The organism is Oribacterium sp. P6A1 (genome assembly GCF_000702885.1).
Lineage (GTDB): Bacteria > Bacillota > Clostridia > Lachnospirales > Lachnospiraceae > Oribacterium.
Genome location: NZ_JNKO01000005.1, coordinates 36,615 through 58,923, shown reverse-complemented (window position 1 = coordinate 58,923; position 22,309 = coordinate 36,615). Strand labels below are relative to the sequence as shown.

General features: G+C 43.0%; 19 protein-coding genes. 16 read left to right on the top strand and 3 right to left on the bottom strand.

The features are described from left to right. Positions 1-134: 134 nt before the first annotated feature. The 5 genes from T515_RS04885 (at position 135) to T515_RS04865 (ending at position 7,024) form a co-directional block, all read left to right on the top strand. On the top strand, positions 135-1,610 hold the full coding sequence (locus tag T515_RS04885) for an MFS transporter (protein ID WP_036608311.1): 1,476 nt from the start codon (positions 135-137) through the stop codon (positions 1,608-1,610). A gap of 141 nt (positions 1,611-1,751) precedes the next feature. Continuing rightward, positions 1,752-3,671 (top strand): beta-glucuronidase, encoded by a 1,920-nt coding sequence (gene uidA / locus T515_RS04880; RefSeq protein ID WP_036608309.1) that lies wholly within the window; start codon positions 1,752-1,754, stop codon positions 3,669-3,671. 188 nt (positions 3,672-3,859) lie between these two features. Then, positions 3,860-5,593, top strand: coding sequence for a glycoside hydrolase family 3 protein (locus T515_RS04875; RefSeq protein WP_242839326.1), 1,734 nt, complete (start codon positions 3,860-3,862; stop codon positions 5,591-5,593). A 106-nt stretch (positions 5,594-5,699) separates the two neighbouring features. Next, positions 5,700-6,530, top strand: coding sequence for an HAD family hydrolase (locus T515_RS04870; protein ID WP_036608307.1), 831 nt, complete (start codon positions 5,700-5,702; stop codon positions 6,528-6,530). Positions 6,531-6,649: 119 nt separating this feature from the next. Then, positions 6,650-7,024 (top strand): hypothetical protein, encoded by a 375-nt coding sequence (locus T515_RS04865; protein WP_036608304.1) that lies wholly within the window; start codon positions 6,650-6,652, stop codon positions 7,022-7,024. Between the two features lie 81 nt (positions 7,025-7,105). On the opposite strand, the gene T515_RS04860 is transcribed toward T515_RS04865, so the two are convergent. Beyond that, positions 7,106-7,990 carry a LysR family transcriptional regulator gene (locus tag T515_RS04860; protein ID WP_036608302.1) on the bottom strand — a complete coding sequence of 295 codons (885 nt, stop codon included), beginning with the start codon at positions 7,988-7,990 and terminating at the stop codon, positions 7,106-7,108. A gap of 281 nt (positions 7,991-8,271) precedes the next feature. Between T515_RS04860 and T515_RS04850 the strand changes: the two genes are divergently transcribed. Beyond that, entirely contained in the window at positions 8,272-9,042 is a 771-nt protein-coding gene (locus T515_RS04850; protein WP_051671471.1) for an amino acid ABC transporter ATP-binding protein, read from the top strand. A gap of 113 nt (positions 9,043-9,155) precedes the next feature. On the opposite strand, the gene T515_RS04845 is transcribed toward T515_RS04850, so the two are convergent. Together T515_RS04845 and feoB are read right to left on the bottom strand one after the other, a co-directional pair. After that, on the bottom strand, positions 9,156-9,749 hold the full coding sequence (locus T515_RS04845; RefSeq protein ID WP_036608300.1) for a GNAT family N-acetyltransferase: 594 nt from the start codon (positions 9,747-9,749) through the stop codon (positions 9,156-9,158). Between the two features lie 101 nt (positions 9,750-9,850). Further along, positions 9,851-12,178 (bottom strand): ferrous iron transport protein B, encoded by a 2,328-nt coding sequence (gene feoB / locus T515_RS04840; protein WP_036608297.1) that lies wholly within the window; start codon positions 12,176-12,178, stop codon positions 9,851-9,853. A gap of 318 nt (positions 12,179-12,496) precedes the next feature. Between feoB and T515_RS04835 the strand changes: the two genes are divergently transcribed. The 10 genes from T515_RS04835 to T515_RS04790 all read left to right on the top strand — a co-directional run bounded on the left by T515_RS04835 (position 12,497) and on the right by T515_RS04790 (position 22,308). Further along, on the top strand, positions 12,497-13,780 hold the full coding sequence (locus tag T515_RS04835) for a DUF3798 domain-containing protein (protein WP_036608295.1): 1,284 nt from the start codon (positions 12,497-12,499) through the stop codon (positions 13,778-13,780). 103 nt (positions 13,781-13,883) lie between these two features. Beyond that, complete coding sequence (locus T515_RS04830; protein ID WP_036608293.1) at positions 13,884-15,470, top strand: sugar ABC transporter ATP-binding protein; 1,587 nt, start codon at positions 13,884-13,886, stop codon at positions 15,468-15,470. 25 nt (positions 15,471-15,495) lie between these two features. Next, a complete protein-coding gene (locus tag T515_RS04825; protein WP_036608290.1) occupies positions 15,496-16,560 on the top strand; it encodes an ABC transporter permease in 1,065 nt (354 codons plus the stop codon). Then, entirely contained in the window at positions 16,557-17,666 is a 1,110-nt protein-coding gene (locus T515_RS04820; protein ID WP_036608287.1) for an ABC transporter permease, read from the top strand. The genes T515_RS04825 and T515_RS04820 overlap by 4 nt, the downstream gene beginning before the upstream one ends. Further along, positions 17,659-18,138 (top strand): DUF6672 family protein, encoded by a 480-nt coding sequence (locus T515_RS04815; RefSeq protein WP_036608284.1) that lies wholly within the window; start codon positions 17,659-17,661, stop codon positions 18,136-18,138. Before T515_RS04820 ends, T515_RS04815 begins: the two co-directional genes overlap by 8 nt. Positions 18,139-18,162: 24 nt before the next feature. After that, positions 18,163-19,299: an aldo/keto reductase gene (locus tag T515_RS04810; RefSeq protein WP_081832671.1), complete on the top strand. Its 1,137-nt coding sequence runs from the start codon at positions 18,163-18,165 to the stop codon at positions 19,297-19,299. 165 nt (positions 19,300-19,464) lie between these two features. Then, entirely contained in the window at positions 19,465-19,935 is a 471-nt protein-coding gene (locus T515_RS04805; RefSeq protein WP_036608282.1) for a biotin/lipoyl-containing protein, read from the top strand. Further along, positions 19,922-20,704 carry an efflux RND transporter periplasmic adaptor subunit gene (locus T515_RS04800; protein ID WP_036608281.1) on the top strand — a complete coding sequence of 261 codons (783 nt, stop codon included), beginning with the start codon at positions 19,922-19,924 and terminating at the stop codon, positions 20,702-20,704. Before T515_RS04805 ends, T515_RS04800 begins: the two co-directional genes overlap by 14 nt. Further along, positions 20,667-21,068: an ABC transporter ATP-binding protein gene (locus T515_RS04795; RefSeq protein WP_081832670.1), complete on the top strand. Its 402-nt coding sequence runs from the start codon at positions 20,667-20,669 to the stop codon at positions 21,066-21,068. The genes T515_RS04800 and T515_RS04795 overlap by 38 nt, the downstream gene beginning before the upstream one ends. Continuing rightward, entirely contained in the window at positions 21,058-22,308 is a 1,251-nt protein-coding gene (locus T515_RS04790; protein WP_036608278.1) for an ABC transporter permease, read from the top strand. Before T515_RS04795 ends, T515_RS04790 begins: the two co-directional genes overlap by 11 nt. The last annotated feature ends 1 nt before the right edge of the window (position 22,309 follow it).

Genomic DNA, 22,309 nt, shown 5'->3' with positions numbered 1-22,309 from the left:
CTGGATAACCTGCCGGCATATAATTCAGAAATAACCATGGACGAAATCAATAAAAACTAAGGTATTTGATAAGTTGTGAAATCCATTCGGAATATGGTATCAGATACCGGGTATTTTAATCTGGAGGACCTGAAATGGGAAGCAGTAAATATGATGTCGGAAACGGAATTCACAGAGTTCCAACCTGGAGAATTGCAGGGTATGCCCTGAACAACACCGCAACAAACCTTTATCTTTTTCTTATGAACTTCATAGCTTATTACATCACAGGATGGGTAGGCCTGGGAGTAGTACTGGCAGGAAGCTTTTCGATGATAATGCGTGTATGGGATGGTGTAACTGATCCCATCATAGGCTATATCGTTGACAAAACAGACGGAAAGTTCGGTAAGAACAGACCCTTTATGATCATGGGAAATCTGATTCTTGCCCTTGCAAGTTTCCTTATGTTCTATGTGACTCCTTCACTTCCTGAGGGAGCCCCGAGAATCCTTTTTTTCATACTTGTAAATGCGATCTATTATATCGGTTACACCTTCCAGTGTGTAACAACAAAAGCGGCACAGTCCTGTGTTACCAATGACCCTAAACAGCGGCCCCTTTTCACAGTGTTCGATGCAATTTACAACATGATCCTTTTCACGGGAGGACAGGTTTTTGTTTCTTCGTATCTTGCGGCCAAGTACCACGGCCTCGGTAAAGACATTGCCATGTTCCATGAGTTCTGGCTTATAGTTGCCGTAACTTCAGCGGTTTTCACAGCCATCGCAGTCATCTCCATCTGGCCTAAGGACAGAAGAGAGTATTTCGGTACAGGTGAGGTTCAGAAGATTACCTTCAGGGATTATGTTGATGTCATCAAAAGCAATAAGGCAATACAGATGCTTGTTATCGCAGCTTCAACTGACAAACTTGGAACAGCAGCCAAGACTTCAACAGTTACTCTCATCATGTATGCCATAGTGGCAGGCAACTTTGCTCTCTCCGGTGGTTTCCAGATTTATACCACCATCGGTAATGTTATCTTCGTTATCCTGGGAGTGGGAGTTATCGCCACAAGATTCGGACAGAAGAAAGCCATGGTTCTCAGCAGCTGGATAGCACTTATAGGAAACGTGTTAATGATGCTGCTTTGGGCATTAGGAGATCCTACAAGTCTTAATCTTCCGGGATATGAAGGCTTCAGCGGTTTCAATTTCTTCACAGTATCACTTTTTACACTGACTGTAATAACAGGAGGTTTCCAGCAGGTAAGTTCAAATATCGTTATTCCGATGATCGCAGACTGTACAGATTATGAAACCTATCGTTCAGGCCGTTACGTTCCGGGACTTATGGGAACACTTTTCAGTTTCATTGATAAAATGGTTTCTTCACTGGCTCCGTTTATCGCAAGTATCTGCCTTGCTGCCATCGGATTCACTACGCAGATGCCTGATGTGGATACACCATATACACCGGCTCTGAAGGGCGTAGGTATATTTCTGATGTATGGTCTCGTTTCCCTGGGACTTATAGCCAATATAGTTGCAATGAAATATTATCCTCTTTCTGCTGAAAAGATGGCTGAGATAAGAAAAACCATCTCGGAAAAGAAAGATGTTGCATGAGAAGAAAATCTTCACATAAAAATCTTTCATTGAGTAACAAAAACGAAATGGGTTCGTCTAAAAAGGGAAATAGGAACCGGATATGAAACTTAAATCAAATTATGATCAAGGAATATCATTTTACAATATAGGGAGGAAAAAATGCTTTATCCTGTGAATACATCATCAAGAATGGTTGTTGACCTTTCGGGTATATGGAATTTTGCTTTGGATAACGGAAAGGGCTTCACTGAAAAGTGGTATGAAAGGCCTCTCGAAAATCCCATGACCATGCCCGTACCTTCATCCTACAATGATTTAAAGGAAGGCGTTTCATTCAGAGATCATTACGGATGGGTATTTTACCAGAGAAACATCTCTGTCCCGAAGCTCATCAGGGATACCCAGAGGATTATGCTGAGATGTGATGCCGTCACACACCACGGGATAGTTTATCTGAACGGTAAAGAACTTTGCAGACATGAAGGCGGTTTCCTCCCCTTTGAAGTTGAGATCGGTCAGGAGCTTCATGACGGCGACAATCTCTTAACGATAGCTGTTTCAAATATCATAGACTATTCGACTCTTCCTGTAGGCGGGGAAAGCAGTATGATGGGCGGTGGTTCACCTGTCGGAAATGCATTTAAGAGTGAGCGGAAGATAAATAATCCGAACTTTGATTTCTTCAATTACTGTGGACTCACAAGACCTGTCCGCATATATACAACCCCAAAGGCTTACATCGATGACATCACTCTGAAGCCTCTGATAAAAGGGAAGGATGCAGGTCTTCTATATGAGATAGCTGTCAGATGTACGGAGTCTGAAGAAGGAAATGTTAAAGCCCCGGTAACATCACCCATGCCGGACTCAGATTCTGAAGAAACAAAAAAGTCTGAATGTGAAACATCTTCAAGCAAAGAGGAATGTACAGTAAGAATCTATGACGAAAAAAGAAAGCTCGTAGCTGAAAGCTTCGGCACAAAGGGAAGTATAGATATAAAGGATGTACACCTCTGGCAGCCTCTTAACGCTTATCTATATGATATAGAGGTCACCTTTAAAGAAGATGTTTACAGTCTTCCTTACGGCTTCAGAAGTGTTGAGGTAAAGGGCGATAAATTCCTCATTAACGGAAGGCCCTTCTACTTCAAGGGCTATGGAAAGCATGAGGACACCTTCCCTGCAGGAAGAGGAATAAATATTCCCATGTATGTAAAGGATGTTTCCCTTATGAAGTGGCAGGGGGCCAATAGTTTCCGCTGCAGTCATTATCCTTACAGTGAGGAAATGATGAGACTTGCGGACAGGGAAGGCCTGGTTGTCATCGATGAGACAACGGCGGTAGGCATTAACTTTGATTTCGGAGGCGGTGCGAACTTTCATGGGAAGAAGGTAAAGACCTTTGACAAGGAGCATGGTGTAAAGACATTTGAACATCATAAGGATGTGATCCGTGATCTCATAAAAAGGGACAAAAACTACTGCTCAGTTGTCATGTGGAATATCGCAAATGAGCCGGATTCATATTCCGAAGGGGCATATGAATACTTTGAGCCACTGTTTAAGCTGGCGAAGGAGCTTGATCCTGAGAAGCGTCCATGTACACTCACAAGTGTACAGTTTGCGGGAGGCCCTGATAAAGACATATCCGGAAAACTCTCAGACGTTATCTGCCTGAACAGATATTACGGATGGTACTTCGGTGGCCCTGATCTCGAAGGCTCGGAAAAAGCATTGAGAAATGAGCTTTCAGAGTGGGCGAAGACCGGAAAGCCACTGATGTTCACAGAATATGGAGCGGATACGGTCATGGGATTCCATGATACGACTCCGGTAATGTTTACAGAGGAGTATCAGCTTGAGTATTACAAGATGAACAACGCTGTGTTTGATGAATTCGACTTTGTTGTGGGAGAGCAGGTATGGAACTTTGCTGATTTTGCCACAAGTCAGAGCATCATGAGAGTGCAGGGCAACAAGAAGGGACTTTTCACAAGAGACAGAAAGCCAAAGCTTGCAGCTCATTACTTCAAAGAAAGATGGACAAAGATTCCGGATTTCGATTACAAGACAAAATAAATGTATAGCCATTTTGGGACCCTGAGGAAATACTGATAAAGACAGTTTTCTATAAGGGTCCCTGCGGATGTATGGATTTTCAAAGGTTATTTCCTTTATAGCTTTCGAAAATCAAGAATATAGATAGTTGACTTTAAAATATAAAAAAGGAAAGGAGCCTCCGATCTGTGTTATAAGACCGGAGTGTGATGAAAAAAATGGTAGATCTTAAAGCAAAGCCCTTTTACCTCAGTGAAAAAAAGATCCAGTGGGTGGAAGATACAATAAAAAACATGACTCTTGATGAAAAGATAGGACAGCTTTTCATCAATCTGACACTTCAAAGAGATCCTGAGACTCTTGATAAGCTTATTAATAAATACCACATAGGCGGAGTTCGCTGGCAGGGTGGAACTCTTGAGGAAATATACGAACAGAACAGGTATTTTCAGGAGCACAGCAAGATTCCGGTTCTTATTGCAGCAAACTGTGAAGCAGGCGGAAACGGAGCAGTATCCGAAGGAACATTCATAGCTACAGGTGCTGCCTGCGGTGCGAGCAAAACTTCCGATACTGTAAGAGCTATGGCGAGAGTCGGTGCCATGGAGGCAAGAAGTGTGGGCTGCAACTGGACATTTGCACCTGTATGCGATGTGGTGTCCAACTGGAGAAACACAATCGTAAATACAAGAGCTTTCGGGAATGACCCTGAGCTTGTTGCAGAAAGATCCCTTGCATATATGGAAGAAATGAACAGGGCAGGTCTGGCTTGTGCAGCTAAGCATTTCCCGGGAGACGGAAGTGAGGAAAGAGACCAGCATCTTGTCATGGGCTGCAATGACTTGTCTACAGAAGAGTGGAACCGGAGTTTCGGCAAAGTATATAAGAAGCTCATCGATGCAGGACTTCAAAGTGTCATGGTTGGTCACATCTGTCAAAGAGCTTATACGAAGAAGTTTAATCCGGAGATAAAGGATGAAGATATACTTCCCGCAACTCTTTCACCCGAACTTTTACAGGGACTTCTCAGAGGACAGCTTGGATTTAACGGACTGATCGTTACCGATGCCACTCATATGGCAGGTCTTACTTCAGCAGCGGACAGAAAGCATGCGGTGCAGGGAGTTGTGGCGGCAGGCTGTGACATGATACTTTTCTTCAACGATCATGAAGAGGATATAGCATACCTAAGAGAGGGTATAGAGGACGGCACCATCACTGAGGAAAGACTTGACGATGCACTTCACAGGATCCTCGGACTAAAGGCACATCTCGGTCTTGATGAGCTTGTGTTCCCGAATAGGGAAGATCTTAAGATAGTAGGCTGTGAAGAGCACCACAGGCTTGCCGAACAGGCTGCGGACGAAAGCATTACACTTGTAAAGGACACCCAGAAGATACTGCCTGTGGACCCTGAAAAGAAGAAGCGGGTTCTCCTTTATTTTATCGAAAGCGCACCTGTTTCATCAGTTGACGGGGCTGATCCGGCTAAAAAACTTCTTGTTGAGGAACTGGAAAAGGCTGGCTTCGAGGTCACTGCTCCCAAAGACTACTACGAGTATGAGATGGAATCTCCCTCTAAGTTCAACAAATTCAGGATGATGGAGCATGAAAGCAGGGAAGAGTTCAAGAAAAACACGAATCTGGTGCTTTTTGTCATCGACATGAAGGGCTATGCGAAGGAAAATAACACAAGGCTCACCTATTCAGTTTCACACTCCCATGAGATTCCATGGTTCGTACGGGAGGTACCCACAGTGGCTGTTTCCCTTAACTACACCAATCACCTCTATGACGTTCCTATGATGAAGACCTTTGTCAATGCTTACGGCTCGACTCCTGAGTACATCCGTAAGCTGGTCGAGAAGCTTACAGGTAAATCAGAGTTCAAGGGCAGGTACAATGACCTTGTATGGTGTGACAGATGGGATACAAGACTTTGAAAAAGAGATTTTAGTATGATACCGGGCCCGTTACATGAAAATGTACGGGTCCTGATTATCATAGAGTGACATTGTTTACAGAAAATGTGATGTAAAAGGAGTTTTAATGTCTGTTTTGGATTTTAAGAAAAAACACAATCATATAGTGTGTATAGATTCAGATGGATGTGCCATGGACACTATGAATATCAAGCATATAAGATGCTTTGGTCCATGCATGGTGAAGGAATGGGAGCTTTCAGAGTGGGAGCAGAAAATACTTGAGAGATGGAATGAGATAAATCTCTATTCCCTCACCCGCGGGATCAACAGATTCAAGGGGCTCAGCATGGCTCTTTCAGAGATAAATGAGAAATACAGGAAGATCGATGGTGTAGAAGAACTGCGTGTATGGAGTGAAACAGCTCCTGAATTAAGTAATTCCTCTTTAGTGTCGAAGATCGGAACATCACCTGTTTTCGAAAAGGCTCTCAACTGGAGCCGGAGTGTCAATGAAGAAATAGAAAAGCTTCCTCAGGAGGAGATAAAGCCTTTTGAAGGAGTGAAGGAAGCATTTTCACTTATCCATGAATCTGCTGACATCGCTGTAGTTTCCAGTGCCAATCCTGAAGCTGTAAGGAAGGAATGGGAAAGATTCGGACTTCTTGAAATGGTGGATGTGATATGTACTCAGGAGGTGGGCAGTAAAAGCGCCTGCATTAAGATGATATCTGAAAAGGGATATGAAAAGGATCATATACTGATGGTGGGAGACGCTCCGGGAGACAGAAAGGCCGCAGAAGAAAATGAAGTTCTGTTCTACCCCATACTTGTAAAGCATGAGGCCGAGAGCTGGGCAGAATTCCGTACAACAGCTCTTGATAAGTTCCTGAAGCTTTCTTATGAGGACTACGGAGAAGAGAAAAAAAGTCAATTTGAAAGTAATCTGATGGAATAACATGTTATATCAGATTAAAAGCTGTCGATATCCTTAAAAGGACTGATTTTTATAGTGTTAATTGCATTATAAATAAAGCCCGAAAATAAGTTCTACTGAACCTTGAAAGGGGTATGTATATGAAAATAACAACTTTTAATCCACAGATTATTACCAACGACGGAGACTCCATAGTAAAAGTATTTGAGGCTTTGGGATTTGAGAAGCATCATAATCCGCAGGGAATAGGTGATCTGAATGTTGAAGGTATCAGGATGAAGGATGCAAACGGATTTTATCTTGACATTTCTGTTCCGGACATGAAGCTCCCTCAGGACGTCACTGCCATCCGCATGAATGTAGATGATTTTGATGAGGCTTACAAACTGCTTACAGACCATGGATTCAAAAATTTCTACGGAGATAAGACTGTGGATATGAAGAGTTCGAAGTCTGCGATAATGATATCCCAATCAGGAATTGCAGTTAACCTGATACAGCATATCAAAAACTAAGTATATAAATATTTTTCCTTTAAAAACAGAACAGTCCCCCACCAGGGTACATGTACGTACCTTCGGTTGGGGGACCTTTTTTTACAGCAAAGTCGCTTTTGCGATTCGTATGAATTCAAGCATTTCTCCGGTCACCCACTTGTTTTCCATATATATGACCTGATGAAACATGTCTATATGAAAATTTTTTACGGGAATCCGAGAAAGATAATTGCTCTCCAGATGTTCTTTTATGGCGAAGTATGGCAAAAATGAACAGCCGCCGGTCTCATGTATCATCTTTGATATGACCTCTGTACTTCCTACTTCAAGGACAGGGTCAATAGAAAGATTTTGAAAAGCCAGATACTGTGCCAGGGCAAACTGATAGTTATCATCAGCCTCAGTAAGGTAAAAAGGTTCCTTCACAAGTTCACTGAGCTTAATGTCATCCTTCTTTAATATTGGATTCTGAGGTCCGCAGACAAAGATGCAGGGTTCCTTTTTCTCGATGACTCTTTTCCAGTGAACATTGTAATACAGAGCATCCAGAATATATATGATGTCAACCTCGTTCTTTTCCATCATTTCTGTGAGCTCAGAAGGTGAACCTCTGGTTATCTTGATATGGTATTCCGGGTGATGCTCTCTTAAAAGCTTCAGAATTTCTGTAAGTGTGAACATACATAGTGAATCCAGCGTCCCGATATGAAGTGTATGAGTTCTGGCAGATTCATTGCCGAGAGTACCCTTCAGGGAATTTATCTGATTCATTATGTTTTCTACATATTTTAAAAGAAGCTTCCCGTCCGCTGTGATCTTTACATTTTTTCCGAATCTGTCAAACAGCAAAGTTCCGAGCTCATTTTCCAGGGCTTTTATCTGTACAGTCACTGTAGACTGAGAATACCCAAGCTCATGACCTGCCCTGGAAAAGCTCTCAAGCTCAGCTACCTTTTGGAATGTGATAAGCTGTCTTATTTCCATAATAAACTCCGTTCTGTCATTCAAGTCCGTTTATTATACAGGTAAAAAAAAGATTTTACCATAGGTGCAGATGAAAGGTATTTGATGATGCGGGAAACCATGGTTTTTACGAAAATCATTTTCCCTCAGGCCATAAGATATGTGATTCCGGCACTGGTCTCAGATCTGGTAATCGTTGTGAAGGATACGACCTTTTCATATATATAGTGAACTTCCCGGACCTTATGCAGAACGCAAAGGTTCTGATTTCAAACTATGATGCCATGCTTTCTGTATATCTCATGGCAGCGGTGATCTATGTACTTATAAATTATCTTTTGAATAAAGCTTCTGTCACACTTGCTGAAAAATATTACGGAGAGCTCCATGCTCTTAAGGATATAAATCTTCAGGTCAAAAAGGGAGAGGTAGTTGTACTTATCGGGCCTTCCGGTTCCGGCAAATCGACATTGTGCCGTACCATCAACCGCCTGGAAAGCATTAATTCGGGAGAAATACTGATAGAAGGCAGGAAGCTTCCTGAGGGCGGTGCCGAGCTTGCAGGACTCAGAGCTGAAATAGGTATGGTATTCCAGTCTTTCAATCTTTTTGCCCACAAATCTATCCTCGACAATGTCTGTATGGGACCGGTGGATGTTCTTCATCGCCCGAAGGAGGAAGTAAAGAAGGAGACCATGGAACTTCTTAAGAGAGTAGGTGTTGACTCACAGGCTCAGAAAATGCCTGCGCAGCTTTCGGGCGGACAGCAGCAAAGAGCTGCCATCGCACGTTCTCTCGCCATGCATCCCAAGGTTATGCTTTTTGACGAGCCTACAAGTGCGCTGGATCCTGAAATGATTCAGGAGGTTCTGGATGTCATGATCGAGCTTGCCAATGAAGGCATGACCATGATCGTGGTTACCCATGAGATGAACTTCGCCCGCCGTGTTGCCGACAGAGTTGTGTTCATGGCTGACGGAGCTATCGTGGAAGAGAACACACCGGAGAAATTCTTTACATCACCTAAGTCAGAAAGAGCCAGGGAATTTCTGGAGTCTATAAACAGGCACTGATATGTTCTGTTTATTTCTTATGCAGCAGGCTTCAGGAAAGATACCTTAAGGCTTTTGTTGAAGCAAAGAAGCCCCAACATACACATTGGGGTTAAGAGCACCTTATACTCTAATCAGTACTTACTGAAATCAATTTCACCCAGAACTTCATCAAAGCTTTTTACCGGAGGCTGCTCTGAAAGGTGATCTCCGATGATTTTTTCCATCCACACCATGTTGTACCAGCGGTTGAACTTGTAACCACACTTATGGAACTCACCGACCATACTGTATCCGAGATGCTCATGGAACTCAACGCTGTTTTTGGTTAGATAACGATCCTCTTTTTCAGGATATGCTATGCAGGCATTGAGATTCAGTATCCCCTGCTTTTTAAGAATATCTTCAAGTGCGTTATAAAGACGTTTTCCGAGACCCGTCTTTCGGAGATTCTTATCTAAATATATGGAGGTTTCAACAGCCCAGCTGTAGGCAGCCCTTTCATGGAAGGAACTTACATAGGCGTAACCTGCGATGGTTCCGCCTTTTTCCGCAACGATATACGGATACTTTTTCAGAACATTTCGTATACGTTCTTTGAATTCGGAAAGAGTGGGAACTGTATATTCAAAGGTAATGGCAGTTTCCTCTACGTAAGGTGCATATATAGCAAGTATTGCGGCTGCGTCAATAACAGAAGCCTTTCTGATCGTAAATTCCTGTTCCATGATTTTTCCTCCGGATTAAGTGATATATATTTGCCACTCACTGATGATGCTAAGCACGCACACATTCGTGTGCAATGTGCTGCGTCATTTTGATCATTTCATCACATCAGAAAATGGGTTACAAAAGCCGCAATCCAGGCAAGGAAGCATTGCCAGAATACCACGCCCAATGCCCATTTTTTCCCAAGTTCTCTCTGGATAGAAGCTATTGCGGCAACACATGGTGTATACAGAAGTGAGAAAACCAGAAGTGAGGCCGCAGCCGCTTCAGTTAAAAATGCATGAACATCCTGTCCGTAAAGAATCTCCAAAGTCGAAACTACACTTTCCTTTGCCATGAAACCACTGATAAGGGCTGTACAGATACGCCAGTCTCCGAGTCCTACAGGTGCCATTAAAGGAGCAAGTATTCCTGCAAACATGGCAAGGATACTGTCTTTCTGGTCGTCTACCAGATTAAAGTGAATATCAAAGCTTTGAAGCAGCCATATGATGATAGTAGCGATAAATATGACTGTAAATGCTCTCTGAAGGAAATCCTTTGCTTTTTCCCATAAGAGCCGGAATACATTCTTCGGGCTGGGAAGACGATAATTCGGAAGCTCCATAACAAAAGGAACAGCTTCCCCTTTAAAAAGTGTACCCTTGAAAAGCATGGCCACAAGTATGGAAATAATAATACCGAGAAGATAAAGACCTATGAGAATCAGTGCTTTATATCTCGGGAAAAAGGCATCCACAAAAAAGGCGTAAATAGGCATCTTTGCAGTACAGCTCATAAACGGTGTAAGAAGTATAGTCATCTTACGGTCACGTTCACTTGGAAGAGTTCTGGTTGACATGACTGCAGGGACTGTACAGCCGAAACCGATGAGCATGGGCACGATACTTCTTCCGGAAAGGCCTATTTTTCTAAGCAGCTTATCCATAAAGAAGGCAACTCTTGCGATATAACCTGAATCCTCCAACAGCGACAGGAAGAAGAACAGTGTCACTATAATAGGAAGAAAACTGAGCACGCTTCCCACACCTGCAAAGATTCCGTTTATGATAAGTCCGTGAAGAACCGGATTAACGCCGAGTGCAGCAAGGCCGGTATCGGTCATTTCAGTTAATGCACCTATCAGTTCTTCAAGCCATCCCTGAAGAGTTCCTCCTATTGTATTGAATGTAAGCCAGGATATGATAAACATTATCAGAATGAACAGCGGAATAGCTGTCCATCTTCCCGTAAGAATCCGGTCAATTCTTTCACTTCTGATGCTTTCCTTGCTTTTTTTGGGCTTACTTACAAAGGCCGAGCAGATTTTTTCTATAAAAGAGTAACGCATATCAGCAATGGCTGCCCCTCTGTCAAGCTCACGTTCCTTTTCCATCTGCAGAACAATATGCTCAATGGTCTCTATTTCATTTTCATCAAGCTTAAGCTTATCGAGTACCAGCATGTCACCCTCGATCACCTTGCTTGCTGCAAATCGTACCGGAATATCGGCATTTAATGCATGATCCTCGATAAGATGGATAACAGCATGGATACATCTGTGAACAGCTCCGTTATGAGTGTTCTGATCACAAAAGTCCTGTCTTAAAGGTTTTTCCTGATAGCGTGCTATATGGATAGCATGTTCGATCAGCTCGTTTATGCCTTGATTCTTTGCTGCCGAGATGGGAACTACCGGAACACCGAGAGCAGCTTCCATTTCATTTACATCAATGGTTCCGCCGTTCTGCATTATTTCATCCATCATATTGAGGGCAACCACCATAGGAATATTCATCTCGAGAAGCTGCATGGTGAGATAAAGATTTCGCTGGATATTTGTTGCATCCACAATGTTAATGATTGCTTTCGGCTTTTCGTTCATGACGAAATTACGGGATACGATTTCTTCACTGCTGTATGGTGACATGGAATAGATTCCGGGCAGATCCGTTACTAAGGTATCAGGATGACCTTTTATCACACCGTCCTTTCGGTCAACCGTTACTCCCGGGAAATTACCCACATGCTGATTGGCACCTGTAAGCTGATTGAAAAGAGTGGTTTTTCCGCAGTTTTGGTTGCCAACAAGTGCAAATGTGAGAGTAGTGCCCTCAGGAAGAAGATTACCGCTTCCCTTCGGATGAAATTTTCCACCCTCACCGAGTCCGGGATGTACGGAATTATGGCTGCTGGTATGTTCAATACCGGACTCAGAACCTGTTTCTTTCTTTGATACTTCAATTTGGCCGGCATCGTCCAGTCTCAGTGTAAGCTGATACCCATGTATCATAAGTTCCACCGGATCCCCGAGAGGCGCATACTTTACAACCGATACTTCAGCTCCCGGTATTATCCCCATATCCAGGAAATGCTGACGAAGGGCACCTTCACCGCCAACCCTTGTTACAACGCAGCTTTCCCCGATATTTATATCCTTTAAGGTCATATTCTACTCACTTTCGGTTTTATGAACTAACTTTAATATATGTGCAGCACATTCACACGAATGTGTGCGTAGGCGCTAATTAGTGGGTTGCAAATACTTCTGACGCTCACTAATTAGTATATCTAAAGATAATAGCATACAGATTGTGATAATCCTATGTGTAAACCCGGGTAATATGTGGATTTCATAATTTTATTAAAAACGAAATGGGATAAAAAATTTTTATGCTTATTTTAAATATTATATTTGTTTATGACTGATATTATGCTATATTATTCAACAGTATCATAACTTTAAAGCATTAAAGGAGGAAAGTATATGAGAAAGTTTATTGGCTTTATGACAGCAGCCGTTATGCTTTCAAGCGTGCTTGCAGGCTGTGGAAGCTCAGGCGGAGCAACCATCCAGACTGTTGAAGAGAAGGCTACAACTGCTGCAGCCGCAGAGCAGAAGGATGAAACTACCGCTGCTGCAGAGAATGATGCTGCCGGTGATTATCACATCGGTATCGTAACCGGTTCAGTTTCACAGTCAGAGGATGACAGACGTGGAGCTGAGGCATTCCAGGCAAAGGTAGGTGAGGACAGAGTTATCCTTGCTACATACCCTGACAACTTCACTGAGGAGCTTGAGACAACTGTTCAGACCATCGTAAACCTTTCAGATGACCCTGAGATGAAGGCTATCATCGTAAATCAGGCTATTCCGGGAACAACAGAGGCATTCCGTCAGATCAAGGAGAGAAGACCTGACATCCTTTGTATCGCAGGTGAGTCTCATGAGGACCTTCCTGAGATCGGAAGCGCAGCTGATCTCGTTTGTAACAACGATTTCGTAGCCCGTGGTTATCTTATCATCCGTACAGCTCATGAGCTCGGATGTAAGACATTTGTACACATCTCATTCCCTCGTCACCTCTCATATGAGACCATGAGCCGTCGTGTTGCTATCATGAAGGCAGCCTGTGAGGAGTTCGGTATGAATTTCGTTATGGAGTCTGCACCGGATCCTACAACAGACGTTGGTGTTCCGGGTGCACAGGCATACATCGCCGAGCATGTTCCTGAGTGGATTGAGAAGTATGGTAAGGATTCAGCTTACTTCTGTACTAATGATGCTCACACAGAGCCTCTTTTAAGAGGTCTTCTTGAGAATGGCGGTTACTTCATCGAGGCAGATCTTCCATCACCTCTTATGGGATATCCCGGAGCACTTGGAATCGATCTTACAGAGGAAGCAGGAGACTTCGAGAAGATCCTTTCAAAGGTTGAGAGCGCTGTAGTAGAAAAAGGCGGTGCAGGAAGATTCGGAACATGGGCTTATTCATATGGCTACACTGTTTCAGCAGGTCTTGCACAGCACGCAATGAACGTTATCGACGGAAAGAGCGAGCTTACAGATATCGATGATATTTCAAAGGCTTATGAAGAGTTTTCTCCAAAGGCTTCATGGAATGGTTCACAGTACACAAATGTTGATACAGGTGTAAAGTCTGACAATACATTCCTTGTATATCAGGATACATACATTATGGGCGATCCTGGAAAGTATATGGGTTCAACTGAAATAGAGGTTCCTGAGAAGTATTTCACAACAAAATAAGATTTAGTTTTACCATCGTGGGGAGACAATATCTCCCCACGTTTATCTTGTAACGTCGGTATCTTTATGGACTGATGTTCCAACATGGGAGAAAGGTTTTACAATGGAAAATGCGCCACTGCTTGAAATGCGTAACATAAAAAAAGATTTCAATGGTAATCAGGTTCTCACAGATATTAATCTTACTTTAAGAGAAGGTGAAGTTATCGGACTCTGCGGAGAAAACGGTGCCGGAAAATCTACCTTGATGAAGATTCTGTTTGGCGCGGATGTCATCAGGGAAACAGGAGGATACGGCGGAGATATCCTCATCAATAACGAAAAAGTTTCTTTTCAATCCCCTTTTGATGCCATAGCTGCAGGAATAGGTATGGTACACCAGGAATTTTCACTGATACCGGGTTTCAAGGCAACAGAAAATATCCTGCTTAACAGAGAGTCAAAGAAGAAGAGTGTACTTTCAGATCTGTTTTCAGACAGACTCGACACACTTGACCGTAATGAAATGAATAGAATCGCTCAGGATGCTATACAGCAGATGGGCGTGAACATAGATAAGGACATGGTCATCAATGACATGCCTGTAGGTCATAAACAGTTTACCGAGATCGCAAGAGAGCTTTCCAAGAAGCAGTTAAAGATACTGATCCTTGACGAGCCTACTGCGGTACTTACAGAAAAAGAGGCTGAGGCCCTTCTTGAGTCCATTAGAGGTATGTCCAGGAGAGGCATCGCCGTAATATTCATTACCCACAGACTTGGGGAGATTCTTTCAGTATGTGACAGAGTTGTCACCATGAGAGACGGCTACATAGTGAATGAATCTCCTGCATCCGAAACTTCCGTACCTGAGATAACCAGCTGGATGGTAGGAAGAAGTGTAGAAAAAGCCGGAGTCAATTATGTGACAGAAGATATTGGCAAGGATAAAAGAGTCATTATGTCTATCCGTAAGCTCTGGGTTGACATGGCCGGAGAGACAGTTAAAAATGTAAATCTCGATATAAGAGAAGGCGAGATCCTCGGCATAGGTGGTCTTGCAGGACAGGGTAAGCTTGGTATACCTAACGGTATCATGGGACTCTGCAATGCCGGTGGTGAGATTAACTTCGATGGAAACACTATCCCGCTTAACAGTCCGAGAAAATGTCTTGATGCTTCTTTTGCTTTCGTTTCGGAAGACAGACGTAATGTGGGACTTTTACTCGACGAATCCCTTGAGTGGAATGTTTCCTTTGCTGCCATGCAGGTACAGGACAAGTTTTTGAAAAAGCTTTTGGGAGGTCTCATTAAGTGGAGAGACGATGAAGCCATTAAAAAGGTCACAGAAAAATATATAGACGAACTTAAGATAAAGTGTACCGGCACAAAGCAGAAGGCAAAGGAGCTTTCAGGCGGAAATCAGCAGAAGATTTGTCTTGCCAAGGCATTTGCACTCAATCCGAAGCTTTTGTTTGTAAGTGAACCTACAAGAGGAATCGATGTAGGCGCCAAGGCACTGGTACTTGATGCACTTAAGAAGTTAAACAAAGAGCAGGGCGTAACCATAGTCATGGTTTCTTCCGAGCTTGAAGAACTCAGACAGACATGTGATCGTATAGCGATTGTTTCAGGCGGAAAAGTTTCAGGCATTTTACCTGCAGGCGATCCACTTGAAAAATTCGGTGAGCTTATGCTTATGAATTGCTGATTTCCTCAAAAGGAGCATTTAGAAAATGAACGAACAAAAACTGACATTTACAGATCTGATCAAAACAAAGGCTCAGGAATTCGGTTTGCCAAGACTTATCATCACAGGCTTCCTTTTACTGCTGCTGGTGCTTTCACCTATAGTTGGTGCGGATCTTCCTACACAGATTTCAAATATCATTAACAGATTCAGCTGGAACGGCATTCTGGTACTTGCGATGGTACCCATGATCCATTCCGGATGCGGACTTAACTTTGGTCTTCCTTTAGGCATCATTTCAGGTCTTTTGGGAGCCACCCTGTCCATAGAACTTGGCTTTCAGGGACCACTTTCATTTATCATGGCAGCTCTTCTTGCCACACCTTTTGCCCTTGTATTCGGTTCAGGCTACGGATGGCTTCTGAACAAGATCAAGGGAGGAGAGATGATGATTGCCACTTATGTAGGTTTCTCATCTGTTTCCATGATGTGTATGATGTGGCTTCTTCTTCCTTACCACAGTCCAAACATGGTCTGGGGTATGGCAGGAAAGGGTCTCAGAACCACCATTTCCCTGGAGGGATACTACACACAGGCGCTTGCAAGTTTTCTTCAGATAAACATTGGCAACCTTTCCATCCCTACCGGAGCGATCCTGTTCTTTGCACTCCTTGCTTTCGGTATGTGGGCATTCCTTCATACAAAGACAGGTACTGCCATGACAGCTGTAGGTTCAAACCCTGATTTCGCAAGATCCGCCGGCATCAATGTTGACAAAATCCGTATGATTTCAGTTGTAATGTCTACATGGCTTGCAGCTATCGGAATTCTTGTTTACGAGCAGGGCTTCGGTTTTGTACAGCTTTACATGGCACCTTTCTACATGGCACTTCCCGCAGTTTCAGCTATCCTTATCGGAGGCGCAACTGTAAATAAGGCCACCATCATGAATGTTGTGGTAGGAACTATTCTGTTCCAGGGAATCGTTACCATGACTCCTACAGTTATGAACAACCTGATTCATCTCGACATGAGTGAGGTTATAAGAATCATTGTTTCTAACGGTATGATCCTTTATGCACTTACAAGAAAAACGGAGGGAACAAGATGAAAAATAAATCTATAGGTGATTACCTGAGAAGGTTTTCCGTTCCTATCATGTTTGTGATCATTTGCCTTATTTGCGCGCCGATCTCAGGTCTTTCACCAAATTATCTTATCAATGAGATCGTCACAAGAATCGGACGAAACGCATTCCTTATATTAAGTCTCCTTATCCCCATCATGGCAGGTATGGGCCTTAATTTCAGTATGACTCTGGGCGCTATGGCCGGAGAGATAGGACTTATCCTTGTCAGTGACTGGCAGATAGTAGGCATCCCGGGAATGATACTTGCCATGATCGTTTCCATACCTATTTCTGCTCTTCTCGGTCTTTTCTGCGGAAAAGTACTTAATATGGCTAAGGGCAGAGAGATGATAACCAGCTATATCATCAGTTTCTTTATCAACGGTATTTATCAGCTTGTAGTGCTTTACCTTATGGGACCTGTTATCCCTATTGCCCACAGCACTATAAAACTTCCGAGAGGCTATGGTATCAGAAATACCGTATCTCTTTTAAGTATGCGTCAGCGTCTCGATAATCTGATTCCGCTGAATATCATGGGTGTAAAGATTCCTGTTGCCACATTTATCGTTATCTTCCTTCTCTGCCTTGTTATCATATGGTTCAGAAAGACTAAACTCGGTCAGGATATGAGAGCAGTGGGTCAGGATATGGAAGTATCAAAGGATGCAGGTATCGATGTTGAGCGTACCAGAATCATTTCAATGATTCTTTCAACAGTCTTTGCCGGAATCGGTATGATCATTTACCTTCAGAACATGGGTAATATCGCAACCTACAGTTCTCATTCACAGATCGGTATGTTCTGTATTGCGGCACTTCTTGTAGGTGGTGCTTCTGTTGATAAGGCTTCCATCGGAAATGTTTTCCTGGGAATCATCCTTTTCCATACCATGTTCATTGTTGCACCGAAGGCAGGTACCGTCATAACAGGCGATTCCATGATAGGTGAATACTTCAGAGTATTTGTTTCCTATGCCGTTATCACTATTGCCCTCATCATGTATGAGACAAATAAGAGAAAGAACAAGAGCAAGGCAGGAATGCAGCTTGCTTTGGCTCAGGAGCAGGAGGAAGCAAATGGATAAATCTAAGAAGCGGAGACTTATATATCGTATCGCAGCTCTCGCGGTGGTTCTCCTGATCGCCGCAGCCATGTTTGTTATCGGACGTGGTCATACAGTGTATTTTGATAATAAAATGCCTGAGAATGTGGGAACAGAAGTAAATGTTCCCTATAAGATTGAAGTAGTTGTGGCCGGAAAGAGTGTGGCAAAGCTTAAATCCGGCGAACGTGGTATGGCAGATACCATGGGACAGAATTTCAACATGCAGCTTCTTGTTACAAAGGAGAAGGGTGAAGATCCCACAAGACTTCAGGTAGGTCTGACACTTCCATACAGTATGGACGGAATCATCATCAATCTTCCTGCTCTTCTCAGTGGACTTGATGAAAGTGCTTATCTTTCAGAATTTGTTTATGTTCCTTCAGCGGAAGAGATGAAGGATGAAGAGGTTATCACTGACGATACCGATAATCAGATGAATTTCGAAGGCTGATAAACATAGAAATGGTTGGTGAACATGGAAAATCGTATATTTCCTGAAATGAAGAAGCATCTTGGATTTGGAATGATGCGTCTTCCCATGAATGGCGATAAGGTAGATACAGAACAGGTCAAAAATATGGTGGATCTGTTCCTTGAAAACGGCTTTAATTATTTTGATACAGCCCATGGATATATAAACGGGCTGTCTGAGCTGGCGGTTAAAGAATGTCTGACCAAAAGACATTCCCGGGACGAGTATCTCCTGACAGACAAGCTGACAGGCCAGTATTTCAAAAAGGAAGCTGACATACGTCCGTTTTTTTCAAGCCAGCTTGAAGCCTGCGGAGTAGACTATTTTGATTTCTACCTTATGCATTCTCAGAATGCCAACAATTTCAAGCATTTCAAGGCATGCCGTGCTTATGAAACCGCATTTGAATTAAAGAAGGAGGGAAAGATCCGTCATGTGGGTCTTTCCTTCCATGACAAGGCTGAAGTTCTGGATCAGATACTTACGGAATATCCGGATATCGAGATAGTTCAGATACAGTTCAATTACATTGACTATGACGATGATTCCGTTCAATCAAAGAAAGTCTATGAAGTTGCCAGAAAGCATAACAAGCCTCTTCTTGTTATGGAGCCTGTGAAGGGCGGGCATCTTGTGAACCTTCCGGAAGAAGCATCTGAGCTTTTGAAGAACCTTAAAAACGGTTCCAATGCAAGTTATGCGGTAAGATTTGCCGCAAGCTTTGATGGCATGGAGATGGTGCTTTCCGGTATGAGCAACATGGAGCAGATGGAGGACAACATCGGTACCATGAAGGATTTCAAGCCCCTTAGTGAGTCAGAGTTCGATGCAGTAAGGAAGGTGAAGGAAATCTATGCAAAGCTCAATTCCATACCATGCACAGGCTGCAGATACTGTGTAGAAGAGAATCACTGTCCTAAGGATATACTGATTCCGGACATGTTCTCCTGCATGAATAAGAAACAGATATTCCACAGCTGGAATGAGGATTACTACTATGAAGATGTACTTACCGCAAATCACGGTAAGGCCAGCGACTGTATATCCTGCGGCGGCTGTGAAAGAGTCTGTCCTCAGCATCTTCCTATTCGCAGGCTTTTGAAGGATGTGGCTGAGGAATTTGAAAAGCCGGAGTCATAGGCTGCTTTTTCAAGGTATTCTGCTAAATACAGGCACAGACAGCATTTAAATATAAGCAAAATGTTAATTTTCTATCTAAAGAAATCTTTAGAATTCTTTAGTAGACAATAAAGGTTAAGCCTCTATGATGTGAACATCGAAAATGTTCTGTCATGGAGGCTTTTAATGTTTATAAAAAGATCAAATTCAAAGAGAGGGCTCGGATCCAAAAGAAAAATAAAGATCATAGCTGCTGCGGCAGCCGCCCTGGTCATAACAACAGGAGGAGTTATTCATCATAAGATAAATGCTGCTGCGGCAATGTCGGAAGCCGTAGAGGAAACAGCCACGGTTGAAAAAATGGATCTTCAGAAGAGCATCACCCTAAACGGAACCATTATCAGTGCGGAAAGTAAAAGCATAAGCTCAACAATAAGTGATGCAGAAGTAAAGGCTGTCAATGTCAAGGTGGGAGATTCGGTCAGAAAGGGAGATGTCATTGCAATCCTAGGCACAGAAAAGCTTGAAAAACAGCTGGAGCTTGCTGAGGCTTCTCTTGATAATACAGTCCAGAAAAGCAAAATGGATATAGATGAGGCGGGACGATCCCTTGCAAATGCTCAGAATTCCATGAACAACCAGAATGCAGAACGGTGAAGATGACGGTGAGGATGCCGGAGACAGCAGTACCACAAAGCTTCAGCTTGACATAGATCAGATCACAAACTCTCAGAGCGACAGGCAGAATCATATCAGTGAGCTTAAGACAAAGCTTTCAGAGGCACAGTCAAAGAGAAAAGAAGCTGAGAGTAAGCTTCAGACAGCAAAGGAAAACATTGAAAGCTGCAAGCAGAGCCTGCAGAAATCACAGCTCAGCTTAAACGAGACAAACCTGAACAATCAGAAAACCATTCAGGATGGACAGTCAAATATTGAGATGGCCAGGCGAAATGCTGATTACAATGAAAAAAATGCTCAGAATGATGTTGAAAAGATTAAGGATCAGATAAAGGAGGCAGTTATCATATCGCCTATAGACGGTATAGTGACAAATCTCAATGTTTCCGCCGGTGAGATCTACAAAGGAGATGTGATAGCCGTGGTCCAGAATACTTCTGGATTCAAGGCCAGTGCCGAGGCCGATCAGATAGATGTAAGTGATATTGCAAAGAATATGAAAGCCTCCATCAGTACAAAGACCACCGGAGATACAGAAATGACGGGAGAAGTCACGTTTGTTTCACCGATTCCGGGAGTTACCAATAATTCAAAGGATTCCACATCCACAACCAAAACTTCTTCCAATAACTATCCCATAGAAGTTACCATACAGGATCCCAGTGACAGGCTTCGTATAGGTATGACTGCAAAGATAAAGATAATTGAGAATGAAGCAAAGGATGTTCTGGCAGTTCCTTCTTCATAATGCAAGGGTTCCCGAAAGGGAGAGAAGAGAAAGGGCGGAAATGCTTCTGGAGCTGGTTGGCATGAAGGAAAGAATGAACCATACACCTGATGAACTTTCGGGTGGACAGAAGCAGCGTGTAGCTATAGCAAGATCCCTGGTGAATCATCCTTCAATGATACTTGCCGATGAGCCCACAGGAGCACTTGATTCTGCAACAGGACGTATAGTCATGGATCTTTTTCATAAGCTTCATGAGGAAAATGGAATCACCATAGTCCTTATCACCCACTCTAATGAGCTTGCGGAAGAAACAGAAAGAGTGGTGACATTGAGAGACGGACACATCATAACGGAAAGGGCCGGTCAGAGATATGCTGGTTGAAAACATTAAGCTCTGCATCACAGGGCTCATGGCCAACAAAATAAGAACCTTTCTCACCATGTTGGGAATCATAATTGGTATAGCCGCCATGATAGCCATCATGACTGTGAGTGATGCCATGAACAGTTCAGTCATGAATTCCATGGGAAGCATGGGAGCGGATAAAATCGAGGTTTTTATTATGCAGAAAGGCTACGATGAGACCACTAGCAGAGAAATGAAAACTAAAGACTATTTCAATGACGAGATGCTTAAGGATCTGAAGGAAAAATTCGGCAACAGGATTTCAGGAATAGCTCTTTCTAAGGATATAGGCTCTTCCCGTGTGGAAAAGGGCAAAAGCTATGCAAACATCCAGCTTAAAGGTTTAAATCCGACGGCTTTAAAGTCTGAAAATCTAACGATACTTAAAGGACGGAGCATCAGCGAAAAAGATGAAGAAGCATTATCAAAAATCGCTCTGGTGTCGGATAAATACGTAGAAAAGCTCTTTGACGGAGATTATAAGGCTGCTTTGGGCGGAGAAATAGAGGTACTTGTAGACAGCAAGTATTACACCTACACTATAGTGGGTGTTTATCAGTACATTGACGGAGGTATATCTGCGGGCTTCTCTCAGAATGATATTTCCACCAATGTTTATATCCCTTTCGAAGTGGCTAAGTTGCAGGTTGATAAGGGGGATCTCTATGATGCTTTTTCCCTGAAGGCCGGAGAAGGAACAGACCCGGATGTCCTATGCTCAGAGGTACAGGATTATATAAATACAAAATATTATGAAGAAAATGATGCCTATGAGAGCTATGCCTACAGTATGAAAGCACAGCTGAAGCAGATGAATTCCATGCTGAACACCCAGAAAAATGCTTTCATGGCTATAGGTGCCATAGCCCTTCTGGTGGGGGGAATCGGTGTCATGAATATCATGATTGTTTCCATTACGGAAAGAACCAGGGAGATCGGAACCCGTAAGGCTCTTGGAGCCACCAACAATGACATACGCCTTCAGTTTATCATCGAGGCTATGGTTATTTGCCTCTTAGGAGGAGTGATAGGTATAGTTACAGGACTTATCTTCGGGATGGCTGCAACAAAGGTCATGGGTTATCATGGAACAGCTTCAATTACCGGAATTCTTGCATGCGTTCTGTTTTCTATGGCTTTCGGCCTGTTTTTCGGATACTATCCTGCCAACAAGGCTGCAAAGATGAACCCTATAGAAGCATTGAGATATGAATGAT

Excerpts from the sequence above, each read along its gene's own strand:
- T515_RS04885 (WP_036608311.1), top strand. The coding sequence starts at position 135 with ATGGGAAGCAGTAAATATGATGTCGGAAACGGAATTCACAGAGTTCCA.
- uidA (WP_036608309.1), top strand. The coding sequence starts at position 1,752 with ATGCTTTATCCTGTGAATACATCATCAAGAATGGTTGTTGACCTTTCG.
- T515_RS04875 (WP_242839326.1), top strand. The coding sequence starts at position 3,860 with ATGAAAAAAATGGTAGATCTTAAAGCAAAGCCCTTTTACCTCAGTGAA.
- T515_RS04870 (WP_036608307.1), top strand. The coding sequence starts at position 5,700 with ATGTCTGTTTTGGATTTTAAGAAAAAACACAATCATATAGTGTGTATA.
- T515_RS04865 (WP_036608304.1), top strand. The coding sequence starts at position 6,650 with ATGAAAATAACAACTTTTAATCCACAGATTATTACCAACGACGGAGAC.
- T515_RS04860 (WP_036608302.1), bottom strand. The coding sequence starts at position 7,990 with ATGGAAATAAGACAGCTTATCACATTCCAAAAGGTAGCTGAGCTTGAG.
- T515_RS04850 (WP_051671471.1), top strand. The coding sequence starts at position 8,272 with ATGGCAGCGGTGATCTATGTACTTATAAATTATCTTTTGAATAAAGCT.
- T515_RS04845 (WP_036608300.1), bottom strand. The coding sequence starts at position 9,749 with ATGGAACAGGAATTTACGATCAGAAAGGCTTCTGTTATTGACGCAGCC.
- feoB (WP_036608297.1), bottom strand. The coding sequence starts at position 12,178 with ATGACCTTAAAGGATATAAATATCGGGGAAAGCTGCGTTGTAACAAGG.
- T515_RS04835 (WP_036608295.1), top strand. The coding sequence starts at position 12,497 with ATGAGAAAGTTTATTGGCTTTATGACAGCAGCCGTTATGCTTTCAAGC.
- T515_RS04830 (WP_036608293.1), top strand. The coding sequence starts at position 13,884 with ATGGAAAATGCGCCACTGCTTGAAATGCGTAACATAAAAAAAGATTTC.
- T515_RS04825 (WP_036608290.1), top strand. The coding sequence starts at position 15,496 with ATGAACGAACAAAAACTGACATTTACAGATCTGATCAAAACAAAGGCT.
- T515_RS04820 (WP_036608287.1), top strand. The coding sequence starts at position 16,557 with ATGAAAAATAAATCTATAGGTGATTACCTGAGAAGGTTTTCCGTTCCT.
- T515_RS04815 (WP_036608284.1), top strand. The coding sequence starts at position 17,659 with ATGGATAAATCTAAGAAGCGGAGACTTATATATCGTATCGCAGCTCTC.
- T515_RS04810 (WP_081832671.1), top strand. The coding sequence starts at position 18,163 with ATGGAAAATCGTATATTTCCTGAAATGAAGAAGCATCTTGGATTTGGA.
- T515_RS04805 (WP_036608282.1), top strand. The coding sequence starts at position 19,465 with ATGTTTATAAAAAGATCAAATTCAAAGAGAGGGCTCGGATCCAAAAGA.
- T515_RS04800 (WP_036608281.1), top strand. The coding sequence starts at position 19,922 with ATGCAGAACGGTGAAGATGACGGTGAGGATGCCGGAGACAGCAGTACC.
- T515_RS04795 (WP_081832670.1), top strand. The coding sequence starts at position 20,667 with ATGAAGCAAAGGATGTTCTGGCAGTTCCTTCTTCATAATGCAAGGGTT.
- T515_RS04790 (WP_036608278.1), top strand. The coding sequence starts at position 21,058 with ATGCTGGTTGAAAACATTAAGCTCTGCATCACAGGGCTCATGGCCAAC.